The organism is Streptomyces sp. NPDC003038, assembly GCF_040611115.1.
GTDB lineage: Bacteria > Actinomycetota > Actinomycetes > Streptomycetales > Streptomycetaceae > Streptomyces.
The window spans coordinates 77,623-103,647 of record NZ_JBEXNN010000007.1; the positions used below are offsets into that span (position 1 = coordinate 77,623).

The following is a 26,025-nucleotide window of genomic DNA, read 5'->3' on the forward strand; positions in this document are numbered from 1 at the left end:
TAGCCGGATTCCCGCCAGCTCAACCGGCACAACTGACACAACCTCTTGTATCGGTTGTACTAGTTGTGCTAGAACGGTCTCGTTGGCCCAGCCAACACGCATCACCGAACAACCAGGAGCCCCGAAAGGGCCAACTCCACATGCTGCAGTACCTCTTGGCGTCCGGCGTGTCCCGTTCTTACGGGATCCCTTCGGGGTTACCGCGCTCGTCGGAAGAGCCACCGGCTTCATCTTGAGAACTGAAGAGTGATCGTGCGGGGCTGACGCGAGTCGGCGGTCGCGGTAGGTGCCTAGGGCGAGGGTCCGGGGGCAAACCGCCGTGATGGACACCGGCTCCCCCTATGCGCTTGGCAGGCGCCACCCGAACTTGGGTGTGGGGAGGTACAGCGTGGCCCCAACGCACGTGGCGGCAAGAGTGAGACCGCCCCCGTGACGACCGGGAGATGTCGTCGGCGGCACGCCACCCTGCACCGATTCGCGCAGGCCGCCTGCTGGCGTCAGAGCAGTGACGATGACGCACCGATCAAGGCTCGGGACCCCCGCTGCAGCAACGGCGGTGGCGAAGCCTTCCCTCACCCGCATCCTTCACGGAGGCAGCAGTGATCCGCTTAAGACCCTGGGCCCTGCCCGCACTGGACCGGTGCGGGCAGGAGCGCCCTTCGCGTCGTTCGACCCTCCGCCGCACTGATGGTGCGGCGGCCGGTTGCCTCCTCTGCCCGGCCGGCGCCCATTCGGGGTGTCGCCCGAGCGGGGTTGAGGGGAGCCGAACAGCCCGGAACCGTGACCCAAGGGAGAGCTTGATGCAGGAGTTCAGCTTCACCGTCAAAGAGGTCGCCGACACCCTGACCCCCGGGGTGACCACGAGCGTGCGCGGCACGTTGAGCGCACCCTCGGCGGAGGCCGCTAGGAAGACGGTCGAGAAGAGCCTTCGCTCCAGGGGATACGAGGCGACCGGAAGCATCACGGTCACTCCGAAGTAGCCCTGCCTGACCCTCCACACCCAACGACGTGCGGCCCCGGTGCTGGAACACCGGGGCCGCTTCGAGCCGTCCACCTGCTAGGGAGAACACGACTCATGAAGCACATCGCTGCACTTCAGGACGTTGTTACGCCGTGGTCCGACGGTCTGGAGCCGTCGGATGCGGAGCTGGACGCGATCGAGGCCGAGATGGACGTGGTCTTGGCCGAGGTCGAGTTGCTGGACGCGCTGATCGTCCTGCTGGACCGGCCGGCGTCGGAGTTCGACGGCCGCCGGATCCGCCGGGCCCACAACCGTGTGCTGACCGCCCGCCGGGACGCGGCCAACCGCGCCGCCGGTACGCAGGTCTCGGGGGACGCGGCATGAACGAGCGCACCGAAGCGGCCCACGCCGCCCTGCTGGACGCGATCGTGGAAGCGCTGAACCTGCCGCTGCCCTCGATCCTGCAGGCGGATGAGCGGCTGTACTACGGGCTGCTGGAACGCCGGGCCCTCGCCGTACGGATCACCCTCCAGGCGAACCGGACCGTCAGCCGGGACCCGCGGCTCGCCGCGGCCGCGATCCGCACCCGGACTGCCGAGGAACCCGTCACCTACACCCCGTATGAGTTCGATAAGGACGGGGGAGACCGGTGACCGGCCGCCCGCTGACGGGAGCCCAGAAGTTCGTCCTCGGCGTCGCGTTCGCCCCAATGCTCGCCACGGGCGCGGCCGGCGGTTACGGCACCTATTCCAACATCAAGGGCGCCTACAACTCCGGTACCGCCCTCGGCGCGGTCGCGGCCGGTGAGGGCGCGACCGCTGTCCTGGCGCTCGTGTTGCTGGGGCTGACGATGCTGGGGCAGTCCTCCCCGGCGGTGGTCCGTGCCGGTCTGTGGGCGCTGCCGACGGCCGCGTCGGTCATGTCCGCCGTCTCCGCACCGGACGGGCCCCGCACGATCATCTACGCGATTACCCCGCTGGGGATGTCGGTGTCGGCGGAGGGCATGGCGTTCCTGGCCCGCCGGATCGTGGTCCACGTCGACGGCCGGGATGCTGAGGCAGAGGCGCGGGCGGCGGCCGTGGTGCAGGCCCTTGCCTATCACCGCGCCCGTGCCGCCAACCACCCCGACGCGAAGGTCCGGGAGCGGTCGGACCGGACGTCGTGGCGTCTGGCCCGCAAGGTCGGCACCGCAGACGTCACGCTCGGCGCGCGGCTGCTGGACGTCCAGCGGGAGCGGATCGCAACCGGCGCGGACGTCGCGCTCGGCGACATGTTCGCGATCACCGTCACACCCCCTACCGGACCCGTCACGGGTGGGCGTGACGCCGTCACGGCGGCCGTGACTCCCGCCCTCCCCGCAGCACCCGAACCGGGTGCTGGGGAGGGGGCCGTCACGGGTGGGTGTGACGGGGAAGGCACGCAGGTCAACGGCTTGCTGGCCGGTCTGGACGGGGAGGGCGTCACGCCTACCGTCACGCCCGTGACGCTCGACGAGGTCGCCGCCATCGCCGGAGTCTCCACCCCGTTGATCGGGGAGGCCCTGACCGACGAGCAGATCGTGGTCGTCCTTAGGTTCCTGCGGTACTCCGCCGACCCGCCGCTGTCCTACCGGCAGACCGTCACCGCGTTCCGCGAGTCCGGATTCACCGGCGGCGAAGCACGTATCCGCGGCGCCTGGGCCACCCTCATGGCTCAGGAAGAGAGCCCCCGATGACCATCCGCTACTCCTGGCGCCTGGCCCCTGACGGACTCGCCACCCGCCGCCAGCTCCGCGCGGCCGGCCTCCGCCCCGGCGGGCAGGACGTTGTGGCTCAGGTGGAGCGACCCCGCTACCGGCGCGGGCCGCTGGTTGCCTTCCTCTACCGGATAGAGCTGGCCTGCCCGGTCCGCCCGATGACGCCGGCCAAGGCCGCGGCGCTGGCGAAGGCGAACACGGCCCGCCGTACCTGCCCCACCTGTCGCGCCGATGTCGGGTACGTGATCCCGGCCTCGCTCGGCATGTGCGTCCCCTGCGCCTACCCCGATGAACAGCACGCCGCCTGAATCGCCCCCGGCCTACCGGGGGCGGGCTTCACCGACCGCACCCACACAGCACTGGAAGGAGGAACCACCGTGTCCGCAATCGACTGGGACGAGGAATTCACCCGCATGAACCCCGCAGCCCCGGAGAAGCCCAGCACGTCGTCCAAGTTCTCCGTCAAGCTCGGCGGGGTCCGCCGCAACACCGCCGCTCTCGCCGTCTGCGGCACGATCGCCGTCCTCGCCGTGTGCGGCACGGTCGTGGCCGTCACCAGCATGCAGAGCGACCAGGCCGCCCAGGACCGTGCTCGGGCCCAGGAAAAGGCCGCGAACGCCCTGGTCGAGGTCGAGGCCGACAAGCAGCGGGCCCAGACCGAGGAAACGGCGGCCAAGACCCTCTACGAGCGGGAGATGGCCGTCTACCTGGAGTGCATGAAGATCCGGTCGGCGGCGGTGGCCAAGGCGGCCTCGTACGACGTCGCGAAGATCCCCTCCTGCGCCGCCCCGACCCTCGGCGGGACGGCTCCCAAGGCCAAGGAGTCCACCGGGGCCGACGGGGGCATCACGGCCAGCCCCTGGCTGTGGGTGGCTCTCGTCGGGGGCGGCGGCCTCCTCGCCTACAAGAAGCTCTCCACGCCCTCCGGTTCCAGTGCAGTCACCCCCGCGAACAACAAGGGATTCACCTTCGAGAAGGGTGCCTGAAATGACGCTCCAGTTCTTCGCCCTGGCCCTGTTCTGCTGGGCACTGTTCTTCACCTTCAAGAAGACCAAGGGAAAGCAGATGGTGATCTGCATCATGCTGATCGTCTCCGGGATCTTCCTCCCGTACACGCCGTTCAGCAATGAGATCCGGGGCACCCTCGAATCCGTCTTCAACACGGCGAACAACACGGTCAACGACATCGGAACGTCACGCTAGGCCACCAGTCGAACGGTTACCGGTTACCGGTTACAGGCCGCAGGCAACTGCCTCGCACCGCCCTGGGTGGCCCGAACCGGCGTCCACAAGGGTCTGTAACCGGTAACCGGTAACCCCAGACAACTACACAGCGTCACGGAATGAGGCCCGTGGAACTCCTCCTACTCCTCGCCATCACCTACCTCGTCGGCGTCGACAACACGCACGGCAAATACGAGCAGGCGGGAATCAAGAAACCCCCGCCGAAAGCGAAAGACAAATGGGAGCCGACCAGGGCGCCGGACACCTTCAGAAACGCCCCCTACAACGCAGCAGCAAAAGCGCACTACGGGCTGCTCGCTGGCGCGCATTGGGCCGGGGGCCTGCGTGACGGATGGCGCTCTGCCTACCTGAAGAACCCGCGAACTGCACCTTCCGTTTCTTCCTCCGCCACACCTCCCGCGGGGGCGGCAGGGTCTGCCGCACCTGCCTCAGGGGCCACCGTGCCGCCGAGGCCCTCCACACCCCCGAACCCGAGCTCGCCTCCGACGGCCCCGCCGCCGAGGCCCACCACCCCGCCGGCCACTCCGCCTCCACCGCCTACCGCCGCGCCGCCTCCCACGCCTGCGCCAGTACCGGCCCCGACGGTCCCGCCACCCGGCACCGTCCCCCCGCCCCCGGCCGTCACGCTCCCCGACCACATCAGGAAGGACCCCGCGATGCAGCCCGATCCGCCCGTTCCCCACACCGCGACCGTCGACGACAAGGGCATCCACGTCACTACCGCCGCCGGGAAGTCCCGCACTTACAGCGGCGGTGAGGTCATCACCCTCACGCAGGTCATCGACCTCGCTGAGGGCGCCGCCTTCCTGTGCCAGTCCAGCGCCGAGACCTGCCTGGACCTCGTGGACGAGTCCGCGCACCTCGCCGCGGACTGCGACGTCCTGATCGCCGAGATCACGGAGAAGGGCGTCGGCGAGAACCTCATCGGCAAGTGCGAGCACCTCAAAGAGCAGCTCGACCTCCAGGCCGCCGCCGCGGAGAAGCTCCACGACCAGATCGAGGGCGGTGAGGAGGCATGCCGCGCCGCGTCCGCGAGCGCCGAGGTCCGGCACGGCGTGATCTTCCAGGCCGTCGCTGACTCCCCGCTGACCAAGCCCGCCGAACGCGACTTCTACAACGCCCGATAGGAAGAGGAGCAGCCTGCATGTCTGTCACCGAATCCCTCAAGGACGCCGCGACCTACGCGGCCCTGCGCGCCAAGCTGGCCTGGCTCACCCACCAGGTCCACGTCCACGCCGAGACCGTCACCAAGCTCGCCACCGACGTCGACGACACGACCGAGCAGATGCAGGACGCCTCCGAAACGATGAAGGCGCTGGCCGTGGATGCGGCCACCACCGCCGAGTTCGCGGACGCCGCCCTGGTCATGACCGGCGCCAAGGAAGCGGCCGGCGCCTACACGGCCGCGGCGGACAGTGCGTCCGCCGCCGCTGACGACGCGAAGACGACCGTCGAGAGCGAGCACGGGGGCATCGCCGACGCCGTGGACACCTCGCCCGTCGAGATGGCCGAAGCCACCTTCTACACCCAGCAGTAAGGAGAGCCAGGACCATGGGGCCGACCCGAGCACAGTTCATCCAGTACGCGCCCGCCGCTCTCGCCGTGGCAGCAGCCGCCGCCGGCCCCTGGTCCGCCCTCGCCGCCGGAGCGGCCGGAGCGGGGGCGTGGGCCATCAACGCCTCCGTCCCCGCCCTGCGCTCCCTGATCGGCTGCGGGATCACCGCCACCGGCTGCGGCATCGCAGCCCACCAGGCCCTCGCCAGCGGCATGGACCCCCTCTTCGCCCTCGGGCTCGCCATCCCGGCCGGAGCAGCAGCTCTCGCCCACCACCGCAACACCTCCGGCGAAGCCCCCGCACTCCCCGCCACAGCCACTGTGGCGGGGCAGAGTTCGCAAGCGCAGCTCATCACCGCCTGGTGGGCCGAGTTCATCTCCGGTCCCACGCAGACCGAAGGCCGCAAGCTGATCCAGCCCGGGGCAGAGCTCGCGCAGCTCGACCTGGACGTCGGGGACGACCACCTGTCGTTCACGGGGATCATCACGCTGCCTCAGGGGCAGCAGGTCCGCGTGAAGGCCGCCGACATCGCGGCCGTCTACCAGATCCCCGTCTCCCAGGTGGAGATGGGCGATCCCAAGCACTACGCGCCGAACGCGCTGCCCGTCACCGTCCACCTCAAGAAGGCGGCCGAGCAGCCGCAGATCGCGGCCAACGGCGCCCCCACGACTCCTGAGCAGGTGTGGGCCGCGTACGTGGCCGTCCCGGAAGGGGCGATGCCCGGCACCACGCTGGCCCTGACCCGCTATGACGGGCCCCTGGACTGGGAGGGGATCGCCACCCGCGACCGCAAGGCGATCGGGACCGTCAACATCCAGGACCTTGCAGGGAACCTCGACCTGGAGACGATCCAGATCGCTCTCGCCCCAACCGACAAGCCCTCGCAGATGGGGGTGCGCGTGATGAAGGAGCACGCGCTGATGCACGGCACGATGCTCTCCTCCGTCGTGGACGAACTGTCCATGGACTCCCGCGGATACGTCCGCCTGGGCACCTACGTCGACGCCCGCGCCGCCCTGGTCCCCCTCGCCCAGCCCGGTTCCGGCGCCCGCCACCTGTACCTGGTGGGCGGCTCCCGCTCCGGAAAGTCCGGAATCCTGGAACAGATCCTGCTCTCCGCCCACAAGTCACGCATCGCCGTGATCCTGGCCTCCCCGCAGGCCGGAACCATCGCCGGAGCCCGCTTGGCCGCGTACTGCGGTGACGGCCTGGACGAGGCGATGGGCGCCCTGCGCCTGGCCTACGCGATGATGCTCGACCGCGAAGCCCGCTACCGCAGCCCTGCTTTCCCGTTCACCGACCCGCTGATCCTGATCGTCATCGACGAAGCCCACATGCTGCTGTCGGTCTCCTCGCCTTACCACGCGGAGGCCAAAGCGATCGTCGAGCAGATGACCCGCCGATCTCTCAAGCGGGGTATCGGCGTCGTCCTGGCCACCCAGACCCCGCTCGCCGAGGACCTCGGCAACTCCACCGTCATCCGCTCGCAGCTCCTGATCGGCGGCGGCGCGGTGTTCCTGCGCTGCGCCAAGGGCCAGGGCTCCCTGGTCGGCGCGAACGCGGTCGAGGGCGCGGAGGGCATCGACCTGTCGAGGATCCCCTCCTCGTGGCCCGGCCAGTACGACAAGGTCGCGGACCGGAACATGACCGGCCTGGCCACCACGGCCGCCGCCAACCCCGAAGACGGCACCTTCGGCCTCGGCTACCTCCTCACCCCCGGATCCCAGGCCGTCCAGTTCCGCTCGCTGCACCTGGACATCCCGCCCGTCGCCCTTGCCAGAGACCTGACTCCCGTCGCCATCGAGGACTGCGACGCCTGGCGCCACCAGGAAGTGATCGCGCATACGCCGGTGGTCGACCAGCGCGGCAAGAACCTGGTCGGCAGCCTCGCCGACCTGCTGACCACAGCCCAGCAGGGACCGCCTGTTCCGCACCAGCGGAACCAGACCGACCCCGCCGGCCCCGCAGGGCCCGCGGACGGACAGGAGCTGATCAAGCCGCGAATCCTCGAACTCCTGCGAGACGAGTCCATCCCCATGACCGCCGAAACCATCGCCCGAAAGCTCGGCACGACCGCCAAGAACATCAAGCCGCGCCTCTCCGAACTGAAGCGGCGCGACGAGGTCACCAACGAGAACGGCCTGTGGAGGGCAGCATGAACACCCGAACCCAGACCCCTTTCACCCACGTCGACCAGGACCTGTACGCCAAGGCCTTCCAGCTCCTCGACCCCACCCCGGAACCCGTCGCCCCCGCGGCTCCCGCCACGTCCGCACCGGTTGCCGCGACCCTGGCCGCCACCCCGCCCGCGCACCGGCCCGGCGCCGTCGAGAAGACCCTCACCGACGCCCTCGCCTTCCTCGACAACCACGGCTGGGCCAAGCACAGGCTCATCCACCCCGAAGGCGCCCGCTGCTCCATCGGCGCGCTGCGAGCAGCGGCCGGAGCCCGCAACGTCGCCTACCGGGATGCCGGGAACCTCCTCCTCGACGAGGCCCGCCGCCAGCACGGCAAGCAGTGGGAGTCCATCCCCACCTGGAACGACTCCCACACCGGCCCCCAGGTGCGCGCCGTGTGGGAGGCCGCCATCCAGCGCGCACACCACCTCAACATCTGACCCCAGGGAGCTGCCCGTGTCGTTCTCGTTCACCGACCCCAGACCGAACAACGAACCGTCCTTCTCCTTCACCGGGCCGAACCCGGCGGAGGTCGAAGAGCGGCTGCAGGCGATCGCCGACATGACGCACGAGATCCTCCGCCTGGTCATGGAGGTGCGCAGGCAGATCAGCAACTGAGCACCTCGCCCAGAGAACACAACGAGGGCGGCCCCGTCTCGCCAAAGTCCGGGCCGCCCTCATCCAGATGCGATTGAACTGGAGGACTCCAGCATGACTCAACTCGCCCCCTCCGCGCAGCTCCGCGCGGCCCTCGACCTCGCCGAGCGGACCGTTCCCGTACTGCCCTTACGGAAGGGCAAGGGCCCCATGGGCAACTGCCGCACCTGCCAGAAGAACGCCTGTGGTGGCCGACCGAACATGAAGACCCCCGGCCCCTGCACGTGCCCGGCGCCTTGCCACGGCTGGGCCGCCGCCACCACCGACCCCCACGTTCTCACCTCCGCAGCCTGGGCCCCGGCCTGGCGGCAGGCCGCGGCCGTCGCCTACCACCCCGGCGGTGCCGGGCTCACGGTCCTCGACCTGGACAACGCCAACGCGATCGCCTGGGCCCGCCAGACCCTCCCTGCGACCAAGACCGTGCCCACGACGCGCGGGGAGCACTGGATCTACCTGGGCACCATGACCTCCCCCAACGCCGTGCGCCCTGGTGCGGACATCAAGTCCCTAATGTCCTACGCCCGGTGGCTGGGCTCCGGCACCGGCACCATGGCGTCCCTCCCGGCCGCTGTGCGGGCGCTCGCCGTGAAGGAGCCCGCGGTGGTCCGGCCGGCGTCTCGCCCCATGACTGCGGCTGCGCCGGTCGGGGGCGGGGAGTGCCGGCACCGTTCGCCCGTCTATCTGGAGCGGGGTATCGCCATGGCGGAGCAGCGCATCAGCGGGGCGCCGGACGGCATCCACAAGACCGTGTACCGGACGTTCCTCGCGGTGCTGTCGACGCACGGCCGGTGCGGCTGCCTCACCGAGACGCACATCAAGCGCCTGTTCACCGCAGCGCAGGGCAGGGGCGAGTCCTTGCGGCACTGCGAGGACGCGTGGTCCAACGCCGTTGCTGCTCTGGGGATGTGACATGCCTGAGGACGAGAAGAACCCGGCACGCGAGGTCATCACCGACTATGCGCAGGCCCACTTCCGGTACTTCCGCACTGTCGACGGCACCGTCTACGCCCAGCACAACGGCCATCCCGTGGCCCGCCCGATCCGCTCCCAGGGCACGACCGGCAGCCACCGGCAGGAACTCATGGTCGGCCTGTTCCGCGACGGGGTCGGCGTCTTCAACGGAACCGCCTTGAAGGAGGCACTCGACTTGATCGAAGCACTCGCGCTCACCGAGGACGTCCAGCCCGTCCATATCCGAGTAGCTCCGGGGTTCGACGGGGCGACTTGGCTGGACCTGGGCCGCGACGATGGCCAGTCCGTTCGCATTCACCCCAACGGCTGGGACATCCGCACCCCCGACCCCCGTGAGGTCTGCTGGCGCCGCACCCAGCTCACCGGCGAGCTCCCACTCCCGGCCAAGGACACCGATGGCAAAGGCATCGATCTGCTGATGCGCCTAGTCAACTTCTCCAGCGCCCAGAGCGAGGGCCTGGCCCTGGCCTGGCTCGTCGGCTGCCTCGGCCCCGACGTTCCCGTCCCCGCCCCGTTCCTCACCGGCCCCCAGGGCGCGGGCAAGTCCACTGCCGGCAAGATGCTCGTACGGATCATCGAGGGCATGAGCGGCGACCTGCGCCGCCCGCCCAAGGACGAAGAGAACCTGATCACCGCTGTTGCCGCCGGGTGGATCACCGGCCTGGACAACCTCTCCCACCTCACCCCGGACCTCTCCGACCTCATGTGCTGCATCGTCACCGGCGCTGAGAACGTCAAGCGGGCCCTGTTCACCGACGGCGACGTCGTCCGCTCCCGCTACCGCCGCCCGCTCCTGCTGACCGGCATCGACGTGGGCGTAATCCGTCCCGACCTCGCCGAACGCCTCCTGCCTCTCCGCCTGGAACGCCCCCGCGTACGGCGGACCGAGGCGGAGCTGTGGACCGAGTTCGCACGCAACTTGCCCATCATCCTCGGGTCCGTCCTCGACCTGGCCGTCAGCGTCCGCGCCGCCCAAGCGGACATCCCGACCGACCTGCGCATGGCCGACTTCGCGCACCTGTGCGCGCAGCTCGACGCTGCCCGCAGCTTCGGTGCGCTGGATGCCTACCGGGCCAGCCTCGACGACCTCAACGACGACGTCATCGAAGGCGACCTCCTCGCCCAGACCGTCCTCAAGCACGCTGCCGACACCGAACCCGGCAGCGAAGTTCGGATGACGTCAGCAGAGTGGCTGCACGCGCTCACCCAGCTCTACACCGGGGAGGACTTCCGGCCCCAGCCCAAGGGCTGGCCCACCACCGGAAAGGTCCTCTCCGACCGCCTCAAGCGCCTCCAGCCCGTCCTCGCCGCCCGCGGCGTCCTCGTCGACTGGGGCCGCACCAACACCGCCCGCTATATCGCCATGGCCCGGCCCCAGCCCCCGCAGGACGAGCAGCCGGACCTCTTCTAGACCCCGCCCCGGCGGTCCCAGCCGCACAAGCAAGAGGAGCACCCCCCGGCCCGGCGCGGTGGTGCTCTTCTTGTTCTTCGGCGGCGGCCGCCGCCGCCCAACGGGCGTGCCGCTCTGCGGCTCCGCATTTATGTCCGAAGGCGCGCACAACAACAGAGCCAAGCCCTTCCTTTTTCCTAAGTAGGAAGACGCTGCGTCACCTGCGTCACGACGGCCCCCAAAACCAGGGCTGACCTGTACCAACACCGGTGACGCAGAGCCCCAATCTCTGCGTCACCCTTCGTCACCTGCGTCACCCCGTGACGGATGGCTGTGTCACCGGTGACATAGCCCCCGACCCCCTGCGTCACGCAAACCCGCAGTTCAGCGCCACGAATGACGCAAGTGACGCGATGACGCAGAAATCCGAGCTTCGGACAGCACCGCCGCCCGGTGATGGCTCACGATCAACCCGCAGCACCCCGCCGAGAGGACAGGACCAGCCTGTGAAGCGAGACCCGCTGCCCCACCTCTACTACCCGGCCGATGTCGCCAGAGCCCTCGGTAAGTCCGAGTGGTGGGTCAAGGAGCAAGCACGCAACAACCGGATCCCGTACACGAAGCCAGGCCGCGCCTACCGGTTCACGGCCGAGCAGTTCGCGGAGATTCTCCGTCTCTTCAGTGAGGGACCCACCGGCCCGCGAGCCCCCCGTCAGTCTCAGCCGGCCGTGGCTCGCACGCCGGGGTCGCCGAATTCTCCGAGGCCCCTGCCCGCGGCCCGGCTGCGGGCACGCCCTCCGCGCCGCACCGCCCGACTGGAGCATCAGCAAAAGGCCGCCTGACCACCGCCCCGCCCGGGTCCCGGGCGGGGCTCACTCATAGAGAGAGCACTTTGGGATTCGCAGAAGAGCGCGGGGACTACTGGCGCGGCCGATACAAGATCGAGCCCGGCAAGTACGGCACCGTCAAAGACGAGTACGGCAAGACGATTCGCTTCCGGACCAAGCGTGCCGCCGAGAAGGCCGCGGCGGTAGAGGAGGAGAAGGCCCTTGCTGCCAGCCGTGTCGCTCCGGCCGGCGTGGCTGAGCGGATCACGTTCGGCGACTACGCGAGCCGCTGGTACGACGCCCAGGACCTTGCAGCCTCCACCATGCAGAACTACCGGCGACACATCGAGGAGCACCTCCTCCCGCAGTTTGAGGAAGCGGTCGTCAGCGAGATCACGAAGGGAGAGATCGATGCTTGGGAGCGCAGTGAGCGAGACCGTGGATACGCAGCCAGCAGCATCAAGACGTGGCGGGGCACGCTGCACCTGATCCTCGCCGACGCAGTGGATGAGGAGCTGCGGGATTCGAATCCCGCGACCCGCCGCCGGGGGCGCGGCAAGCGGGCCGGCCGGTCCCGGAACCGAGGCCCAGAGAAGGTGGTGACGTCCGCTCTCGGCGTGTTGCTGATCGCCGAGAGGGCAGCTCTGCTGTCAGGGCGGGATGACGAGTTTGTTGGCGTCGTCCTCAAGGGCTACACCGGCATGCGGTGGGGCGAGATCGTCGGCCTGGAGGCGAAGTTCGTCCGGCCGTCGGCTGTGCGCGTCGAGCACCAGCTCTACGAGTTGGACTCCGGAGAGATGCATCGCTGTCCCCCCAAGGATGACTCCTACCGCACGATCGACGTGCCCCACTGGCTCGCCCGGCTGCTGCGTGGCCAGGTCTCCAGGGCAGGGGAGAAGCCGTGTGACTGCCACGAGCTGCGCTATCTGTTCAGCGGACATTCCGCAGCGAACGGTGCCGCCCGTCGGCCTGGAGCGAAGCTGGTGGACGTGGCGCGCGTGGCCGGAGTCTCGACCGGCACAGTCTCCAACGTGCTGAACCGCCCGACTGCTGTGGCCGACAGTACGCGGGCCGCGGTCGAGCAGGCCATAGCCGATCTCGGGTACATCCGGTACTGGCCGTCAGTGGAGAACGCTGCGCACTGGCGGCGGAACGGATTCGCGACGTGGCTCTTCCAGCCGGCCGCGACCGGCTGGTATCCGAAGAAGGCGCCACAGGAGGCGCACCCCGTGCCGCTGGTGGCGGAACCCTGGCCGGGCATCCCGGCCCGCGGCCGAGGCGCCGCCCGCCGGGCCGAGGCGTCGTGGGTGCCGATCGCGCGGGGTCTGACGCCGCACGGGCTGCGGCACAGCCACAAGACGATGATGGACGAGCTGCGTACCCCGCCGAAGCTGAAGGACGAGCGGATGGGGCACGAGGACGGTTCGGTCCAGGCCCGGTACTCCCACATCACCCCGGAGATGCGCCGCGAACTTCTGGCCGGCCTGACTGGCATGTGGGAGGAGTCGCTCGACGCGCGTCGGCGGATGGCTCCGGGGTCGCCCGTGGCCGTGCTCGACGCTCTGTTGAGGGGCCGCCCGTAGGAGCGAGCGGGAAGCCGTTTCGGCGGAGGTTTCTCCCAGGATTCTCCCGAGAGGGTGGGGAGAAACAAGCAGAGCCGGTGTCTTTTACAAGACACCGGCTCTGACCTGGTATTACAGCGTCGGGGTGGCGGGATTTGAACCCACGACCTCTTCGTCCCGAACGAAGCGCGCTGCCAAGCTGCGCTACACCCCGATCGCCGCCTTTGCAGCGATTGCTGCCCTGGCGACATCGATTACTTTAGCGGACCCTCGGCCGGAGACGAAATCCGGTTTTCGGAGAGGGGGCGCGGCGGCACCGGCGGGCGGGCCGGGTGCGGGGCCCGGCAGCGTGCTGGGTGACGACGCGCCGGTGGTCAGGCCTTCGGCGTCAGCGTCAGGAGCGTCGCCTCCGGCGGGCACGCGAAGCGCACCGGGGTGAAACGGTTGGTGCCGCAGCCCGCCGAGACGTGGAGGAACGCGCGATGGCCGCCCGCCTCGTGCGTGGAGAGGCCCTTGACCCGCTTCGTGTCAAGGTCGCAGTTGGTGACCAGCGCGCCGTAGAAGGGGATGCACAGCTGCCCGCCGTGCGTGTGGCCCGCGAGGATCAGCGGGTAGCCGTCGGCGGTGAAGGATTCCAGCGTGCGCAGGTACGGGGCGTGCACCACGGCCATCGAGAAGTCCGCGTCCGCCTCCGGCCCGCCCGCCACCTGCTCGTAGCGGTCCCGCTTGATGTGCGGGTCGTCGAGCCCGGTGAAGGCCAGCTCCAGGCCGTCCAGCTTGAGGCGCGCCCGGGTGTTGGTGAGGTTCAGCCAGCCCGCCGTGTCGAAGGCGTCCCGCAGTTCCTCCCAGGGGTTGTGGACGGCGCCGACGACCGGCTTGTTGCCGTTCAGCCCGTGCCGGCCCTGGGTCTTCTCGATCAGGTAGCGCCCGGGATTGCGCAGCCGCGGCCCGTAGTAGTCGTTCGACCCGAAGACGTACACGCCGGGGAAGTCCATGAGCGGACCGAGCGCGTCCAGCACCTCCGGCACGCCCTCCGTGTCGGAGAGGTTGTCGCCGGTGTTCACCACGAAGTCCGGGCGCAGGCCGGCGAGGGACTGGAGCCAGGCCCGCTTCTTGCGCTGCCCGCGCACCATGTGGATGTCCGAGACCTGGAGTATGCGCAGTGGGCGCATCCCCCGGGGCAGGACGGGCACCGTGATCCGGCGCAGGCGGAAGGACCGCGCCTCGAAACCGGCGGCATAGGCGACTCCCGCGACCCCCACTGCCGCGATGCCGGCAGCCGCCTTCAGGGGAACTCCGTAACGCGCACGCATGGCCCCATCGTCGCAGACCCGCAAAACCTGCGGGCGCCAGCGCCCCCGTACCTGGCAGACTCAGGTCCATGACCACGCTCAAGGCCAAGCTCCAGGAAGACCTCACGACCGCCATCAGGGCGCGCGACGAGCTGCATTCGTCCACGCTGCGACTGACCCTCTCCGCCATCACCAAGGAGGAGGTCGCGGGCAAGGAAGCGCGCGTGCTCTCCGACGAGGAAGTCCTCAAGGTGATCGCCAAGGAGGCGAAGAAGCGCCGGGAGGCCGCGGAGGCCTTCGCCCAGGGCGGCCGTCCCGAGCAGGCCGCGCGGGAGACCGCGGAGGGCGAGTTCCTCGACACGTACCTGCCCAAGCAGCTCAGCGACGACGAGCTCGCCGCGATCGTGGCGCAGGCCGTCGAGGAGGCGAAGGCGGCGGGGGCCGAGGGACCGCGGGCCATGGGCGCCGTCATGAAGATCGTGAACCCGAAGGTGGCCGGACTGGCGGAGGGCGGCCGCGTCGCCGCCGCCGTCAAGCAGCACCTCTCCTAGGCTCCGGTTCGCCCCGGTGCGGTGTGCCGGTGTGCCGGTGTGCCAGTGCGCCGTGAAGTCGCAGGGTCGCGGTGAAGACGACCACGCGACCACGCGAGAAGCCAGAACCCGAGAGGGGCACCCGCCGAATCGGCAGGTGCCCCTCTCGCGTTCCTCTTCCCCCTACTCCTCCTCCTCGCGGCCGCCGGTCATTCCCGGCTCCAGCGTGATCCCGGGGAACGGGTTCTCCGGACCGCCGCCCGTGCCGCCGGTGGTCCCGGCGATCGTCTGTCCGCCCGGTCGCCCGCCGGGCTTGCCGTCCCCCGGCTTGCCGGGCTTCACGGGCTTCCCCGGATTGGCCGGGGGCGTGGCCGGCCTCCCGCCGACCGGGCCGGCGCCGACCGAAGCCTCCGGGATGCCGACCGTGGTGAAGCCGGGGGCCTCGCGCCCGGACAGCGCGCCGGTGACGGCGTCCTTCCAGATCGGACCGGGCAGGCCGCCACCGAAGACCTTGTCGTAGGACCTGCCGCCGATCTCGATGTCCTCCATCGTGATCTTCCTGGCGCCGCCGGAGCCGACCCACACCGCGCCGGAGATGTTCGGGGTGTAGCCGACGAACCAGGCGTTGTAGCGGTGGTCCGTCGTACCCGTCTTGCCCGCGCTGTCGCGGTCGGTCAGACCGGCCCGCTCACCGGTACCGGCGTCGACCACACCCCGCAGCAGGGTGTTGATGGTGTCGGCCGTGTTCTGCGACATCGCCCGCTCGCACTTCGTCTTCGGCACCGCGAGCGCCTTGCCGTGCGCGTCGGTGATCGACTCGATGGCGATCGGCGTGCAGTGGACACCGCGGTTGGCGAAGGCCGCGTACGCGTTGGCCATCGTCAGCGGGGACATCTCCTCGGAGCCGAGCGCGATGGCCGGACCGTCCGCGAGCTTCGCGCCGCTCGCCGGGACCACGCCCAGCTTCTGCGTCATCTGGGCGACCGGGCAGAGGCCGATCTCGGAGATCATCTCGACGAAGTAGGTGTTGATCGACTTCTCCATGGCCGTCTTCAGCGCATAGGGGCCGATCTCGTCCTCGGTCTCGTTCTTCGCCGTCTCCTTCGTGACGTTGACGTACTGCGAGCCGTCACAGCGGGAGATCGGGCTCGGGTAGTCCATCCTGTTCGGCGCCGCGTACACCTTCGTCGGGGGCATCCCCTGCTCCAGGGCGGCGGCCGCGATGAAGGGCTTGAACGTCGAGCCGACCTGGAAGCCGAAGTTGGAGCCGCCCATCCGCTTGTCGACGGAGTAGTTGATCTGCGTCTCGTTCTTCCCGAAGCCGTACGGCTTGGACTGACCCATCGCCAGCACCCGGCCGGTGCCCGGCTGGACCAGCGTCACGGCCGTCGCGATCGCGTCTTCCTGGTAGACGTGTTCCTTGATCGACTCGTTGGCGGAGTCCTGCGACTGCGGGTCCAGGGTCGTCCGTACGGTCAGACCGCCCTGGTTCCAGACCTTCGCCCGCTCCTCGCGCGTCTTGCCGAAGACGGGGTCGGTCAGGAACGAGTTGCGCACGTAGTCGCAGAAGAAGCCCGCGCCCTTGACCGCGGTGATGCAGCCGTTCTTCGGCCGTGTCACCTTCAGCGTGACCGGCTTCGCCTTCGCCGCGTCCGCCTCCGCCTGCGAGATGTCCTTGATGTCGGCCATCCGCTGGAGGACGATGTTGCGGCGCTTCATCGCCTCCTGCGTGTCGTTCACCGGGTCGTACCGGCTCGGCGACTGCACGACGCCCGCCAGGAGCGCCGACTCCTCCAGTGTCAGGTCTTTGGCGGGCTTGCTGAAGTAGCGCTGGGCGGCGGATTCGATTCCGTAGGCCTGCTGGCCAAAGTAGGTGATGTTGAGGTAGTTCTCGAGGATCTTGTTCTTCCCCAGCTCCTCTTCCACCTGGATCGAGTACTTCAGCTCGCGGATCTTGCGGCCGAGGCTCTTCTCCTGGGCCTCGCGCACCTTGGTCTCGTCGTCGCCGGCCTCTTCGACGAACACGTTCTTCACATACTGCTGAGTAAGGGTGGAGGCGCCCTGTGCGGCGCCGCCTTCCTGCGCGTTGCGGTTGACCGCGCGCAGGATGCCCTTGAGGTCGACCGCTCCGTGCTCGTAGAAACGAGAGTCCTCGATCGCGACGATTGCCTTCTGCATGTACGGGGAGATGGCCGTGAGCGGGACCACCTGCCGGTCGCGCGAATAGACCGTGGCGATCAAGCCACCTTCGGCGTCCAGAATCGTGGTCCGCTGGCTCAGTGGCGGAGTCTTGAGATTGGCCGGGATCTCATCGAATCCCTCGACCGTGCCCTTGGCCGCCAGGCCCAGGGCACCTGCGCCCGGGATCGCGATGCCGGCCAGTACAACTCCGGAGAGAACGGACACTCCGAGGAACTTGGCGGCCTGCTGGCTCCCCGTGAGCCCGCCGCCCGAGCGCTTCTTTCCCATGGAGGGCAGCCTACGTTCTGATTCGCCGGACACGCGCGAATGCCTTGGCCTAAGCTGTCCCCAACTGTCACAGCGGTGCGGTGCGACATCAACCCCGCGGCTTGATTTTCACCCTTCCCGAATGGGGTGGACTGATGTCTGATTCCCGCCCTTCGCTCTGGCCGTACGGTGCCGACCCTCTGCCGATTCCACCCGAATCGCCGGAATGGTCGGGCATGTCGCCGCATCACTCCGTCGGGTGATCTGCCGCTTACCCATAGTCCGTTCGGACCATTCAAGATTGGGCCCGTCGGGGGTGTTGCACTCTGCCCACCTTCCGTAACGTCCTCAACTGGCAGCGGTGAATATGCCGCTGCCGCCGTGGGGGAGCCTCGATTCGGGAGAGGACGGCGCCGGGATGGGCTGGGTTACCGACTGGAGTGCGCAGGCAGCCTGCCGCACTACCGATCCGGATGAACTGTTCGTACAAGGAGCGGCACAGAACAGGGCCAAGGCGGTGTGCACCGGATGTCCGGTGCGGACCGAGTGCCTGGCCGACGCGCTCGACAATCGTGTCGAGTTCGGCGTGTGGGGCGGAATGACCGAGCGGGAACGACGCGCACTGCTGCGCCGGCGTCCCACCGTCACCTCGTGGCGACGGCTGCTCGAAACCGCACGCACGGAGTACGAGCGCAGTACAGGCATCCTCACCATGGATGCAGACGCGGAGACCGACGTTCCGTACGAGGCGTACGCGGCAGCCGGGTAGAACACCCTCACGCCACGTCCGCACCACCTCGTACGAACGCTCATGCTCCGGCCGGAACCCCGGCCGCGAGTCGCTCTCCGATGGCCCGCAGCCCGGCGAGGTCGTGCACATCGCCGGGCAGGGCGGCCACTTCGGCCACCGCCACCTCGGGGTGCAGTGAGGTGAAGCGATCGCGCGTGCGCTGCTCGCGTGCGATCACCTGCATCCGCTCGGCGTGCAGACGCAGCAGGCCCGCCGTGACCTCGTCCACCGTGATCCCGTCCACGTCCTCCCCCTCGCCCGCGGTGCCCACGTCGTCCGTGAGGCTTTCGGCGCCGGGCGAGTCGGTCCCGGGGGTCCTCGCGGTTTCCGCGGCCGAGTCACGAAGTCCAGCTTTCCCGGACTCCTGATCGACAATGCCGCCCTCTTCAAGATTCTCCGCGGCGGCCAACGCCCGCGCCGCGGACAGGTGGTCGGCCTCGCTGCCGTGCACCCTGTTCAACACCAGCCCGGCCAGCGGCATGTGCTCCGCGGCCAGCCGCTCCACGAAGTACGCGGCTTCGCGCAGGGCGTCAGGTTCGGGTGCGGCAACCACCAGGAAGGCCGTACCGGGAGCCTGCAGAAGCCGGAAGGTCGCGTCCGCGCGGGTGCGGAAACCGCCGAACATCGTGTCCATCGCGGCCACGAAGGTCTGCACGTCCTTCAGCAGCGAGGCGCCCATCAGCTTGCTGAGGGTGCCCGTCATCATCGACATGCCGACATTCAGGAACTTCATCCCGGCCCGGCCGCCCACCTTCGCCGGCGCCATCAGCACCCGGATGAACCTCCCGTCCAGGAACGACCCCAGACGCTTCGGCGCGTCCAGGAAGTCCAGCGCCGACCGGCTCGGCGGGGTGTCCACGACGATCAGGTCCCAGTCGTCCCGCGCCCGCAGCTGCCCCAGCTTCTCCATCGCCATGTACTCCTGCGTGCCCGCGAAGCCGGCCGACAGGGACTGGTAGAAGGGGTTGGCGAGGATCGCCCGGGCCCGCTCGCCGTCCGCGTGCGCCTCGACGATCTCGTCGAAGGTGCGCTTCATGTCCAGCATCATGGCGTGCAGTTCACCGCCGTCGGCGCCCACCGACGCGACCTTGCGCGGAGTGTTGTCCAGAGAGTCGATCCCCATCGACTGCGCGAGCCGCCGCGCCGGGTCGATCGTGAGCACGACCACCTTCCGCCCGCGCTCGGCCGCCCGTACGCCCAGCGCCGCGGCCGTGGTCGTCTTGCCGACCCCGCCCGCCCCGCAGCACACGATGATCCGGGTCTTCGGGTCGTCCAGCAGCCGGTCGACCGCCAGCCGCGGCGGTGTGTCCAGGCCCACGGTCTCCACCCTCTCGCTCATTCGGTTCCGGCCTCCGTCTGCTTGCGGAGCTCCATCGCCAGCTCGTACAGCCCGGCCAGGTCCATCCCCGCGCCGAGCAGGGGGAGTTCGTACGTCGGCACGCGCAGGTCGGCCAGTACGGCGCGCTGCGCGCGCTCCAGCTCCACCCGGCTCGCGTGCTCGGCCGCCTGCGCGAGCAGCGGGTCCACCAGCCGCTCGGCCAGCCCCCCGCGGCGCGCCCCTCCGAGGCCCGCCCGGGAGAGGGCCTTGGCGACGTCGGCGCGGCGCTCACCGGCCGCCGCGCGCAGGGTGTCCTCGTCCAGGTGGTGCGGCCGAACCATGTTGACGACGACCCGTCCGACGGGCAGCCCGGCCCCGCGCAGTTCCGCGATGCCGTCCGCGGTCTCCTGGACGGGCATCTCCTCCAGGAGGGTGACCAGGTGGACGGCCGTCTCGGGGGACTTGAGCACCTTCATGACGGCCTGCGCCTGGTTGTGGATCGGCCCGAACCGGGCCAGGCCCGCCACCTCGTCGTTGACGTTCAGGAAGCGGGTGATCCGCCCGGTCGGCGGCGCGTCCATGATCACGTGGTCGTAGACGAACCGGCCGGCCTTGTCCTTGCGCCGCACCGCCTCACAGGCCTTGCCCGTCAGCAGCACGTCCCGTAGCCCGGGCGCGATGGTCGTCGCGAAGTCGATGGCGCCGAGCTTCTTGAGCGCGCGGCCGGCCGAACCCAGCTTGTAGAACATCTGGAGGTAGTCGAGCAGCGCCCGTTCCGCGTCGATGGCCAGCGCGAAGACCTCACCGCCCCCGCCGGGCGCCACGGCGATCTTCCGCTCCTCGTACGGGAGCGCCTCGGCACCGAAGAGCTGCGCGAGCCCCTGCCTGCCCTCGACCTCCACGAGAAGAGTCCGCCTGCCCTCGCGTGCGAGGGCGAGCGCGAGTGCCGCGGCGACCGTGGTCTTGCCGGTGCCGCCCTTGCCGCTGACCACCTGGAGCCTGCTCACAGCGTCCGAGCCTAACCACTCGCCTCCCGGGCCGCGCATGAGCCCCGTACGACAGGCACTACGCTCGCCCCCATGACCAAGAAGTTCGAATACGCGACCGTCCCGCTGCTGGTCCACGCCACCAAGCAGATCCTGGACACCTGGGGCGAGGACGGCTGGGAGCTCGTCCAGGTCGTGCCCGGGCCGAACAACCCCGAGCAGCTCGTGGCCTACCTCAAGCGGGAGAAGGCATGACCGGCGTCGTCGAGGCGAAGCTCGCCGAGCTCGGCCTGACCCTGCCCGAGGTCGTCCCGCCGCTGGCCGCGTACCAGCCGGCCGTGCGGACGGGCGTGTACGTGTACACCGCGGGCCAGCTCCCGATGATCAAGGGCAGCCTGCCGGTCACCGGCAAGGTCGGCGCCGAGGTCTCGGCTGAGCAGGCCAAGGAGCTCGCCGCGACCTGCGCGCTGAACGCCCTGGCCGCCGTCAAGTCGGTCGTGGGCGACCTCGACAAGATCGCGCGTGTCGTCAAGGTCGTCGGCTTCGTCGCCTCGGCCCCGGACTTCACGGGTCAGCCGGGCGTGCTGAACGGTGCGAGTGAGCTCCTGGGCGCGGTGCTCGGTGAGAAGGGCGTCCACGCGCGCAGCGCGGTGGGCGTGGCGGTCCTCCCGCTGGACGCGCCGGTCGAGATCGAGATCCAGGTCGAGCTGGACCCCTCTGCCTGACGCGGTGCCCGCACGCCTCGGCCCGGCCTGCCTTCACGGCTTCCGCCGCGGCACCGGGCCCGTCCGGCGGTTGGGGAGCAGGGCCGGGCGCTGCGCGTCCACGCCGCTGCGTCCCCGTGGCGCCCGAAGCTCCGCTTTCGGCGCGTCGCTCGCGCGATGCCCGGCAGGGCTGCGGCCGGCGGGTCGTGCGGCCGCAGCGGGCCGGGTGGTGCGGCGGAAGCCGCGGTAGTGCGGGTACGGCCCGGGGCGCGCGGGGCGTGGTCCCAGCCCGTACCCGCGTGACGGGCCGACCCGGCCGGAGCGACCGGCGGCGCACCCGCCGGCCCCCGGTGCGGCGAGGCGCCAGGCGGGGCATGCACGGCTCGGGCCGTCCCGTCGCGGGCGGCGGGACGGCCTCGTACGGTCCCGTCCCCGTCCTAAGCACCCCGAGGCGGCCAGCGCGGCCCCCGGCGGCGGCGAAGAGCAGGGTTCCAGTCCCGTCCCCGTCCTGAGCACCGCGAGGCGGCCACGCGGCCCCCGGCCGCGGCGAAGGGCAGGGTTCCGCGCGGGCAGGTGGCGCGGGGGGACCTCGAACATCGGGACGGATGGCCGTAGCATCCCGCCATGCCGAATGGTCAGCACAGCCAGCCGCCCCAGGCCACCCCCGGCGGCCAGTGGTACCCGCCGGAGTGGCCCGACCGCATCCGCGCGCTCGCGGACGGCTCGCTCACACCGGTGCGGCCGAGGCGCGCCGCCACCGTGATGCTGCTGCGCGACACCCCCGCCGGTCCCGCCGTGCACATGCTGCGCAGACGGGCCTCCATGGCCTTCGCGGGGGGCGCGTACGCCTATCCCGGCGGAGGCGTCGACCCCCGCGACGAGGACCACCTCGTGGGCTGGTCCGGGCCGGGACGGGACGTGTGGGCCTCGCGGCTCGGGACCGGACCCGCCGTCGCCCAGGCCATCGTGTGCGGCGCCGTACGGGAGACCTTCGAGGAGTCGGGCGTTCTGCTCGCCGGAGAGACCCCGGACACCGTCGTCGGGGACACCACCGGCGACGACTGGGAGGCCGACCGGCAGGCCCTCGTGGCGCGGGAGCTGTCCTTCGCCGAGTTCCTCGACCGCCGCGGCCTGCGGCTGCGCTCCGACCTCCTCGGGGCGTGGGCGCGCTGGATCACCCCGGAGTTCGAGCCCCGCCGCTACGACACCTGGTTCTTCGTCGCCGCCCTCCCGGAGGGACAGCGCACCCGCAACGCCTCCACCGAGGCCGACCGGACCGTCTGGATCCGCCCGGCCGACGCGGCCGCCGGCTACGACAAGGGCGAGCTGCTGATGATGCCGCCCACCATCTCGACCCTGCGTTCCCTGGAGCCGTACGGGAGCGCCGCCGAAGCGCTCGCGGCGGCCACGGGCCAGGACCTGGCCCCGGTCCTCGCCCGGGCCGTACTGGAGGACGGCGAGCTGGTGCTCAGCTGGCCGGGCCACGACGAGTTCACCAAGCGAGTCCGCCCCGGAGGCACCGCATGACGGAAGCCGCCGCACTGCCCGGCCAGCCCCGCGGAGTGGTCGCCTCCGGCCCCGCCACCGCCCGTACGATCAACGTCCTGGCTCCGAACGCCTCCGCGATGACCCTGGACGGCACCAACACCTGGCTCGTCTCCGAGCCCGATTCCGCCCTGGCCGTCGTCATCGACCCCGGCCCGCTGGACGACGCACATCTGCGCGCGGTCATCGCCGCCGCCGAGCGGGCGGGCAAGCGGGTCGCGCTCACCCTGCTCACCCACGGCCACCCGGACCACGCCGAGGGCGCCGGCCGCTTCGCCGAGCTCACCGGTACCAAGGTCCGCGCGCTGGACCCGGCGCTGCGCCTCGGTGACGAGGGCCTCGCCGCCGGGGACGTGATCCGGACCGGCGGGCTGGAGCTGCGCGTCGTCCCGACCCCCGGCCACACCGCCGACTCGCTCTGCTTCCACCTGCCCGCCGACCGGGCCGTCCTGACCGGCGACACCGTGCTCGGCCGCGGCACCACCGTCGTCGCCCACCCCGACGGCCGCCTCGGCGATTACCTGGACTCCCTGCGCCGCCTGCGCTCCCTGACCGTCGACGACGGCGTCCACACGGTGCTGCCGGGCCACGGACCGGTCCTAGACGACGCGCAGGGCGCCGTGGAGTACTACCTGGCCCATCGGGCGCACCGCCTCGCCCAGATCGAGACCGCGGTCGAGGACGGCTTCACCACGCCCGAGGCGATCGTCGCCCACGTCTACGCGGACGTGGACCGCTCGCTGTGGCCGGCCGCGGAATGGTCCGTGCGGGCGCAGCTGGAGTACCTCCAAGATCACGGACTGATCCCCGGGGGCCCGGAATGACATGTGTGTGTTCCTGCTGCCGGCCCTCGTCACCACGGCCGGCTGGATCACCTCTGCGGTCACCCTGCGGATGAAGGCCCTGGATGGCCTGATCTGCCGCGCCCTTCCGCCCTACCCGCGCTCCTTTGACGGCAGAGGCAGGGGCAGGGCCTGGTGTGACGGCAGGACCGGGCGAGGCGTCTTCGTGCCGTGGCGGGCCGTGTACTCCTCCGCCAGCCACGGTCCGAGGTCCTCGGTGTAGCCGCGGAGGACGGCCGGGTCGGCGACCGGGTCCATGGCCACGGCGGCCGCGGCCCGCACCTGCGCCGCGCGCTGCGGGTAGTACCGGCCGAAGATCTCCGCGGACTCGGCGAGGTCGCTGGTCCAGCCGCCCCACCGCGGCATGACCAGCGTGAAGGCGGTGCGCACCAGATGCCGCGCGAAGAACCGGCTCAGCCCGCGGTACTCGTCCGGCGTGGACGCCGCCCGCACCCTCGCCCGCCACCGGGGCAGTACGTCGGCCAGGTCGCCGTTGGTCTCGCGGGCGAGCCGGCCGTCCGGACGGTAGCGGGGCAGGTGCTCGGCCAGGTCCGCGCCGAGCAGGGGGGTGCACAGGCAGGCGAGGAACCAGCCCAGGTCGTAACGTTCCCGCTCGCTCAGCAGGGTCTCCTTGCCGTACAGCAGGAGGCCGACCCCGTCGATCTCCGGGAAGTCCTGGTCGAGTCCGCGCGCCAGTACCTCGGCGGTGTCCCGGTCCTCGTCGGCGGGCTCGTGGTGCAGGGCGAGCAGCAGGTCGAGGTCGGACCGCCCGGGCCGGGCCGTCCCCCGCGGCACGGACCCGTACAGGTACGCGCTGTGCAGCCGCGGCCCGTACGCCTCACTGGTGCGCTCCCGCGCGGCCGCGACGACGCCCGCGAAGTCCGCCTGCACCCGCCCGAGAGACCCTTCCCGCTCGAAGTACCCGTCCGCGTCCAGCCCTCTGTGCTCCATGCCTCTACTGTGCCGGGGTGCGCGGGCACGCCCCCGGCAACGGCGCAGCGCCCGGACGCGCGAAAGGGCCCCGCCCGACGTACGGGCAGGACCCTCTCACGGAGACTGGCGGCGTCAGCGGGACCGCTTCGCGAGGCGCTCCACGTCCAGCAGGATGACCGCGCGGGCCTCCAGGCGCAGCCAGCCGCGGCCCGCGAAGTCGGCCAGTGCCTTGTTCACGGTCTCGCGCGACGCGCCGACGAGCTGGGCGAGCTCCTCCTGCGTCAGGTCGTGCACGACGTGGATGCCCTCCTCCGACTGCACGCCGAAGCGGCGCGACAGGTCGAGGAGCGCCCGCGCCACACGGCCGGGAACGTCGGAGAAGACCAGGTCGGACATCTGGTCGTTGGTCTTGCGCAGGCGCCGGGCGACGGCGCGCAGCAGCGCGGTCGCGACCTCGGGCCGGGCGTTCAGCCACGGCTGGAGGTCGCCGTGCCCGAGACCGAGCAGCTTGACCTCGGTGAGCGCGGTGGCGGTGGCGGTGCGCGGGCCGGGGTCGAAGAGCGACAGCTCGCCGATCAGCTCGCCGGGGCCGAGGACGGCCAGCATGTTCTCGCGGCCGTCCGGCGAAGTGCGGTGCAGTTTCACCTTGCCCTCGGTGACGACATACAGCCGGTCACCGGGGTCGCCCTCGTGGAACAGGGCGTCACCGCGTGCGAGGGTCACCTCGCCCATGGAGGCGCGGAGCTCCGCGGCCTGCTCGTCATCGAGCGCCGCGAAGAGCGGGGCGCGCCGCAGAACGTCGTCCACGAATCTCTCTCCTATGTCGACCGGCTCAGGGGACCGATCCCCATTTTGCCGGACGGCTCAAAAACAGTGCGATCAGTCACAAGGATGCCGGACGTACGCGTGTGCTGTGCGGCGAGAGACCAATCGGGGCGGTGTTACCTGAGGTCCGGGCGGGTGTCGGCGACCGGCCTTAGGCTGGCCGGGTGTCCAATAAGCCGGTGAGAGCACAGGCCAAGGGGTCCGCCGGAGTGACGGCTACCCATAATTCAGCCGTGGGCGAACATACCCCCACGACGGAGTCCGGGGAAGCTTTGCCGAGCCCTCCGGGCAAAGCTTCGGCCAAGAAACCGAAGGCGGCCAGGGCGGAATCGCGTCTGGCCATGGTGCGCAGGGCCCGCCGCATCAACCGCGAGCTGGCCGAAATCTATCCGTACGCCCATCCGGAGCTCGACTTCCGCAATCCGTTCGAGCTGCTGGTCGCGACCGTGCTGTCCGCGCAGACCACCGACCTGCGGGTGAACCAGACGACCCCGGCCCTCTTCGCCGCCTATCCGACCCCCGAGGACATGGCCGCGGCCGCTCCCGAGGACCTGGAGGAGATCATCCGGCCGACCGGGTTCTTCCGGGCCAAGTCCAAAGCCCTGCTCGGCCTCTCCCAGGCCCTGCGGGACGACTTCGGGGGCGAGGTCCCGGGCCGGCTCGAAGACCTGGTGACCCTGCCGGGAGTGGGCCGCAAAACGGCCAACGTGGTCCTCGGCAATGCGTTCGGG

Annotated in this window: 27 protein-coding genes, 1 tRNA gene and 1 pseudogene; 22 read left to right on the forward strand and 7 right to left on the reverse strand. The window is 70.4% G+C overall.

All coding sequences use genetic code 11. From position 1 onward, the window contains the following. The first annotated feature begins 800 nt into the window (after positions 1 to 800). From ABZX75_RS11360 to ABZX75_RS11430, 15 genes are all read left to right on the forward strand, one after another. Positions 801 to 980 (forward strand): hypothetical protein, encoded by a 180-nt coding sequence (locus ABZX75_RS11360; RefSeq protein WP_355409927.1) that lies wholly within the window; start codon positions 801 to 803, stop codon positions 978 to 980. A gap of 95 nt (positions 981 to 1,075) precedes the next feature. Then, a complete protein-coding gene (locus ABZX75_RS11365; protein ID WP_355409928.1) occupies positions 1,076 to 1,345 on the forward strand; it encodes a DUF6284 family protein in 270 nt (89 codons plus the stop codon). After that, positions 1,342 to 1,614 carry a hypothetical protein gene (locus ABZX75_RS11370; protein ID WP_355409929.1) on the forward strand — a complete coding sequence of 91 codons (273 nt, stop codon included), beginning with the start codon at positions 1,342 to 1,344 and terminating at the stop codon, positions 1,612 to 1,614. The genes ABZX75_RS11365 and ABZX75_RS11370 overlap by 4 nt, the downstream gene beginning before the upstream one ends. A 56-nt stretch (positions 1,615 to 1,670) precedes the next feature. Next, positions 1,671 to 2,675 (forward strand): hypothetical protein, encoded by a 1,005-nt coding sequence (locus ABZX75_RS11375; RefSeq protein ID WP_355410123.1) that lies wholly within the window; start codon positions 1,671 to 1,673, stop codon positions 2,673 to 2,675. Next, the gene (locus ABZX75_RS11380) at positions 2,672 to 3,004 is read left to right on the forward strand and encodes an RRQRL motif-containing zinc-binding protein (RefSeq protein WP_355409930.1); all 333 of its coding nucleotides are present in this window, start codon (positions 2,672 to 2,674) and stop codon (positions 3,002 to 3,004) included. The genes ABZX75_RS11375 and ABZX75_RS11380 overlap by 4 nt, the downstream gene beginning before the upstream one ends. 69 nt (positions 3,005 to 3,073) lie before the next feature. Next, a complete protein-coding gene (locus tag ABZX75_RS11385) occupies positions 3,074 to 3,682 on the forward strand; it encodes a hypothetical protein (protein WP_355409931.1) in 609 nt (202 codons plus the stop codon). Between the two features lies 1 nt (position 3,683). After that, positions 3,684 to 3,899, forward strand: coding sequence for a hypothetical protein (locus ABZX75_RS11390; protein WP_355409932.1), 216 nt, complete (start codon positions 3,684 to 3,686; stop codon positions 3,897 to 3,899). 698 nt (positions 3,900 to 4,597) lie between these two features. After that, positions 4,598 to 5,068, forward strand: a complete 471-nt coding sequence (locus ABZX75_RS11395) for a hypothetical protein (protein WP_355409933.1) — start codon at positions 4,598 to 4,600, stop codon at positions 5,066 to 5,068. Between the two features lie 17 nt (positions 5,069 to 5,085). Next, a complete protein-coding gene (locus ABZX75_RS11400; RefSeq protein WP_355409934.1) occupies positions 5,086 to 5,478 on the forward strand; it encodes a hypothetical protein in 393 nt (130 codons plus the stop codon). 14 nt (positions 5,479 to 5,492) lie between these two features. Beyond that, complete coding sequence (locus ABZX75_RS11405; protein ID WP_355409935.1) at positions 5,493 to 7,655, forward strand: type IV secretory system conjugative DNA transfer family protein; 2,163 nt, start codon at positions 5,493 to 5,495, stop codon at positions 7,653 to 7,655. Beyond that, positions 7,652 to 8,113 carry a hypothetical protein gene (locus ABZX75_RS11410; RefSeq protein WP_355409936.1) on the forward strand — a complete coding sequence of 154 codons (462 nt, stop codon included), beginning with the start codon at positions 7,652 to 7,654 and terminating at the stop codon, positions 8,111 to 8,113. The genes ABZX75_RS11405 and ABZX75_RS11410 overlap by 4 nt, the downstream gene beginning before the upstream one ends. Positions 8,114 to 8,129: 16 nt before the next feature. After that, positions 8,130 to 8,291, forward strand: a complete 162-nt coding sequence (locus ABZX75_RS11415) for a hypothetical protein (protein WP_355409937.1) — start codon at positions 8,130 to 8,132, stop codon at positions 8,289 to 8,291. 93 nt (positions 8,292 to 8,384) lie between these two features. Next, positions 8,385 to 9,239, forward strand: a complete 855-nt coding sequence (locus tag ABZX75_RS11420; protein WP_355409938.1) for a bifunctional DNA primase/polymerase — start codon at positions 8,385 to 8,387, stop codon at positions 9,237 to 9,239. A gap of 1 nt (position 9,240) precedes the next feature. Next, positions 9,241 to 10,713, forward strand: coding sequence for an ATP-binding protein (locus ABZX75_RS11425; RefSeq protein WP_355409939.1), 1,473 nt, complete (start codon positions 9,241 to 9,243; stop codon positions 10,711 to 10,713). A gap of 871 nt (positions 10,714 to 11,584) precedes the next feature. Next, positions 11,585 to 13,102 carry a LacI family DNA-binding transcriptional regulator gene (locus tag ABZX75_RS11430; protein ID WP_355409940.1) on the forward strand — a complete coding sequence of 506 codons (1,518 nt, stop codon included), beginning with the start codon at positions 11,585 to 11,587 and terminating at the stop codon, positions 13,100 to 13,102. 119 nt (positions 13,103 to 13,221) lie between these two features. Here ABZX75_RS11430 and ABZX75_RS11435 read toward each other — a convergent pair. Both ABZX75_RS11435 and ABZX75_RS11440 read right to left on the reverse strand, forming a co-directional pair. Continuing rightward, positions 13,222 to 13,295, reverse strand: a tRNA-Pro gene (locus ABZX75_RS11435). 160 nt (positions 13,296 to 13,455) lie between these two features. Beyond that, a complete protein-coding gene (locus tag ABZX75_RS11440; protein WP_355409941.1) occupies positions 13,456 to 14,394 on the reverse strand; it encodes a metallophosphoesterase in 939 nt (312 codons plus the stop codon). 68 nt (positions 14,395 to 14,462) lie between these two features. On the opposite strand from ABZX75_RS11440, the gene ABZX75_RS11445 reads away from it, so the two are divergent. Further along, a complete protein-coding gene (locus ABZX75_RS11445; protein ID WP_355409942.1) occupies positions 14,463 to 14,924 on the forward strand; it encodes a GatB/YqeY domain-containing protein in 462 nt (153 codons plus the stop codon). 162 nt (positions 14,925 to 15,086) lie between these two features. Here the strand turns inward: ABZX75_RS11445 and ABZX75_RS11450 are convergent, their stop codons facing one another. Continuing rightward, positions 15,087 to 17,372 carry a transglycosylase domain-containing protein gene (locus tag ABZX75_RS11450; protein WP_355409943.1) on the reverse strand — a complete coding sequence of 762 codons (2,286 nt, stop codon included), beginning with the start codon at positions 17,370 to 17,372 and terminating at the stop codon, positions 15,087 to 15,089. Positions 17,373 to 17,769: 397 nt separating this feature from the next. On the opposite strand from ABZX75_RS11450, the gene ABZX75_RS11455 reads away from it, so the two are divergent. Further along, positions 17,770 to 18,120, forward strand: a complete 351-nt coding sequence (locus ABZX75_RS11455) for a WhiB family transcriptional regulator (RefSeq protein ID WP_355409944.1) — start codon at positions 17,770 to 17,772, stop codon at positions 18,118 to 18,120. 40 nt (positions 18,121 to 18,160) lie between these two features. On the opposite strand, the gene ABZX75_RS11460 is transcribed toward ABZX75_RS11455, so the two are convergent. Together ABZX75_RS11460 and ABZX75_RS11465 are read right to left on the reverse strand one after the other, a co-directional pair. Further along, entirely contained in the window at positions 18,161 to 19,480 is a 1,320-nt protein-coding gene (locus tag ABZX75_RS11460) for an ArsA family ATPase (protein WP_355409945.1), read from the reverse strand. Continuing rightward, positions 19,477 to 20,466 (reverse strand): ArsA-related P-loop ATPase, encoded by a 990-nt coding sequence (locus tag ABZX75_RS11465; protein ID WP_355409946.1) that lies wholly within the window; start codon positions 20,464 to 20,466, stop codon positions 19,477 to 19,479. Before ABZX75_RS11465 ends, ABZX75_RS11460 begins: the two co-directional genes overlap by 4 nt. A 72-nt stretch (positions 20,467 to 20,538) precedes the next feature. Between ABZX75_RS11465 and ABZX75_RS11470 the strand changes: the two genes are divergently transcribed. From ABZX75_RS11470 to ABZX75_RS11485, 4 genes are all read left to right on the forward strand, one after another. Beyond that, complete coding sequence (locus tag ABZX75_RS11470; protein WP_007264966.1) at positions 20,539 to 20,700, forward strand: DUF4177 domain-containing protein; 162 nt, start codon at positions 20,539 to 20,541, stop codon at positions 20,698 to 20,700. Beyond that, the gene (locus ABZX75_RS11475; RefSeq protein ID WP_355409947.1) at positions 20,697 to 21,170 is read left to right on the forward strand and encodes a RidA family protein; all 474 of its coding nucleotides are present in this window, start codon (positions 20,697 to 20,699) and stop codon (positions 21,168 to 21,170) included. The genes ABZX75_RS11470 and ABZX75_RS11475 overlap by 4 nt, the downstream gene beginning before the upstream one ends. 603 nt (positions 21,171 to 21,773) lie before the next feature. After that, positions 21,774 to 22,676, forward strand: coding sequence for an NUDIX hydrolase (locus tag ABZX75_RS11480; RefSeq protein WP_355409948.1), 903 nt, complete (start codon positions 21,774 to 21,776; stop codon positions 22,674 to 22,676). Beyond that, positions 22,673 to 23,518, forward strand: coding sequence for an MBL fold metallo-hydrolase (locus ABZX75_RS11485; protein ID WP_355409949.1), 846 nt, complete (start codon positions 22,673 to 22,675; stop codon positions 23,516 to 23,518). The genes ABZX75_RS11480 and ABZX75_RS11485 overlap by 4 nt, the downstream gene beginning before the upstream one ends. A gap of 111 nt (positions 23,519 to 23,629) precedes the next feature. On the opposite strand, the gene ABZX75_RS11490 is transcribed toward ABZX75_RS11485, so the two are convergent. Continuing rightward, positions 23,630 to 24,487 (reverse strand): nucleotidyltransferase domain-containing protein, encoded by an 858-nt coding sequence (locus tag ABZX75_RS11490; RefSeq protein WP_355409950.1) that lies wholly within the window; start codon positions 24,485 to 24,487, stop codon positions 23,630 to 23,632. 114 nt (positions 24,488 to 24,601) lie between these two features. Further along, positions 24,602 to 25,276 (reverse strand): Crp/Fnr family transcriptional regulator, encoded by a 675-nt coding sequence (locus ABZX75_RS11495; protein ID WP_003981529.1) that lies wholly within the window; start codon positions 25,274 to 25,276, stop codon positions 24,602 to 24,604. A gap of 290 nt (positions 25,277 to 25,566) precedes the next feature. Here ABZX75_RS11495 and nth point away from each other — a divergent pair. Beyond that, positions 25,567 to 26,025: pseudogene (gene nth, locus ABZX75_RS11500) on the forward strand (endonuclease III); the annotation flags it as partial.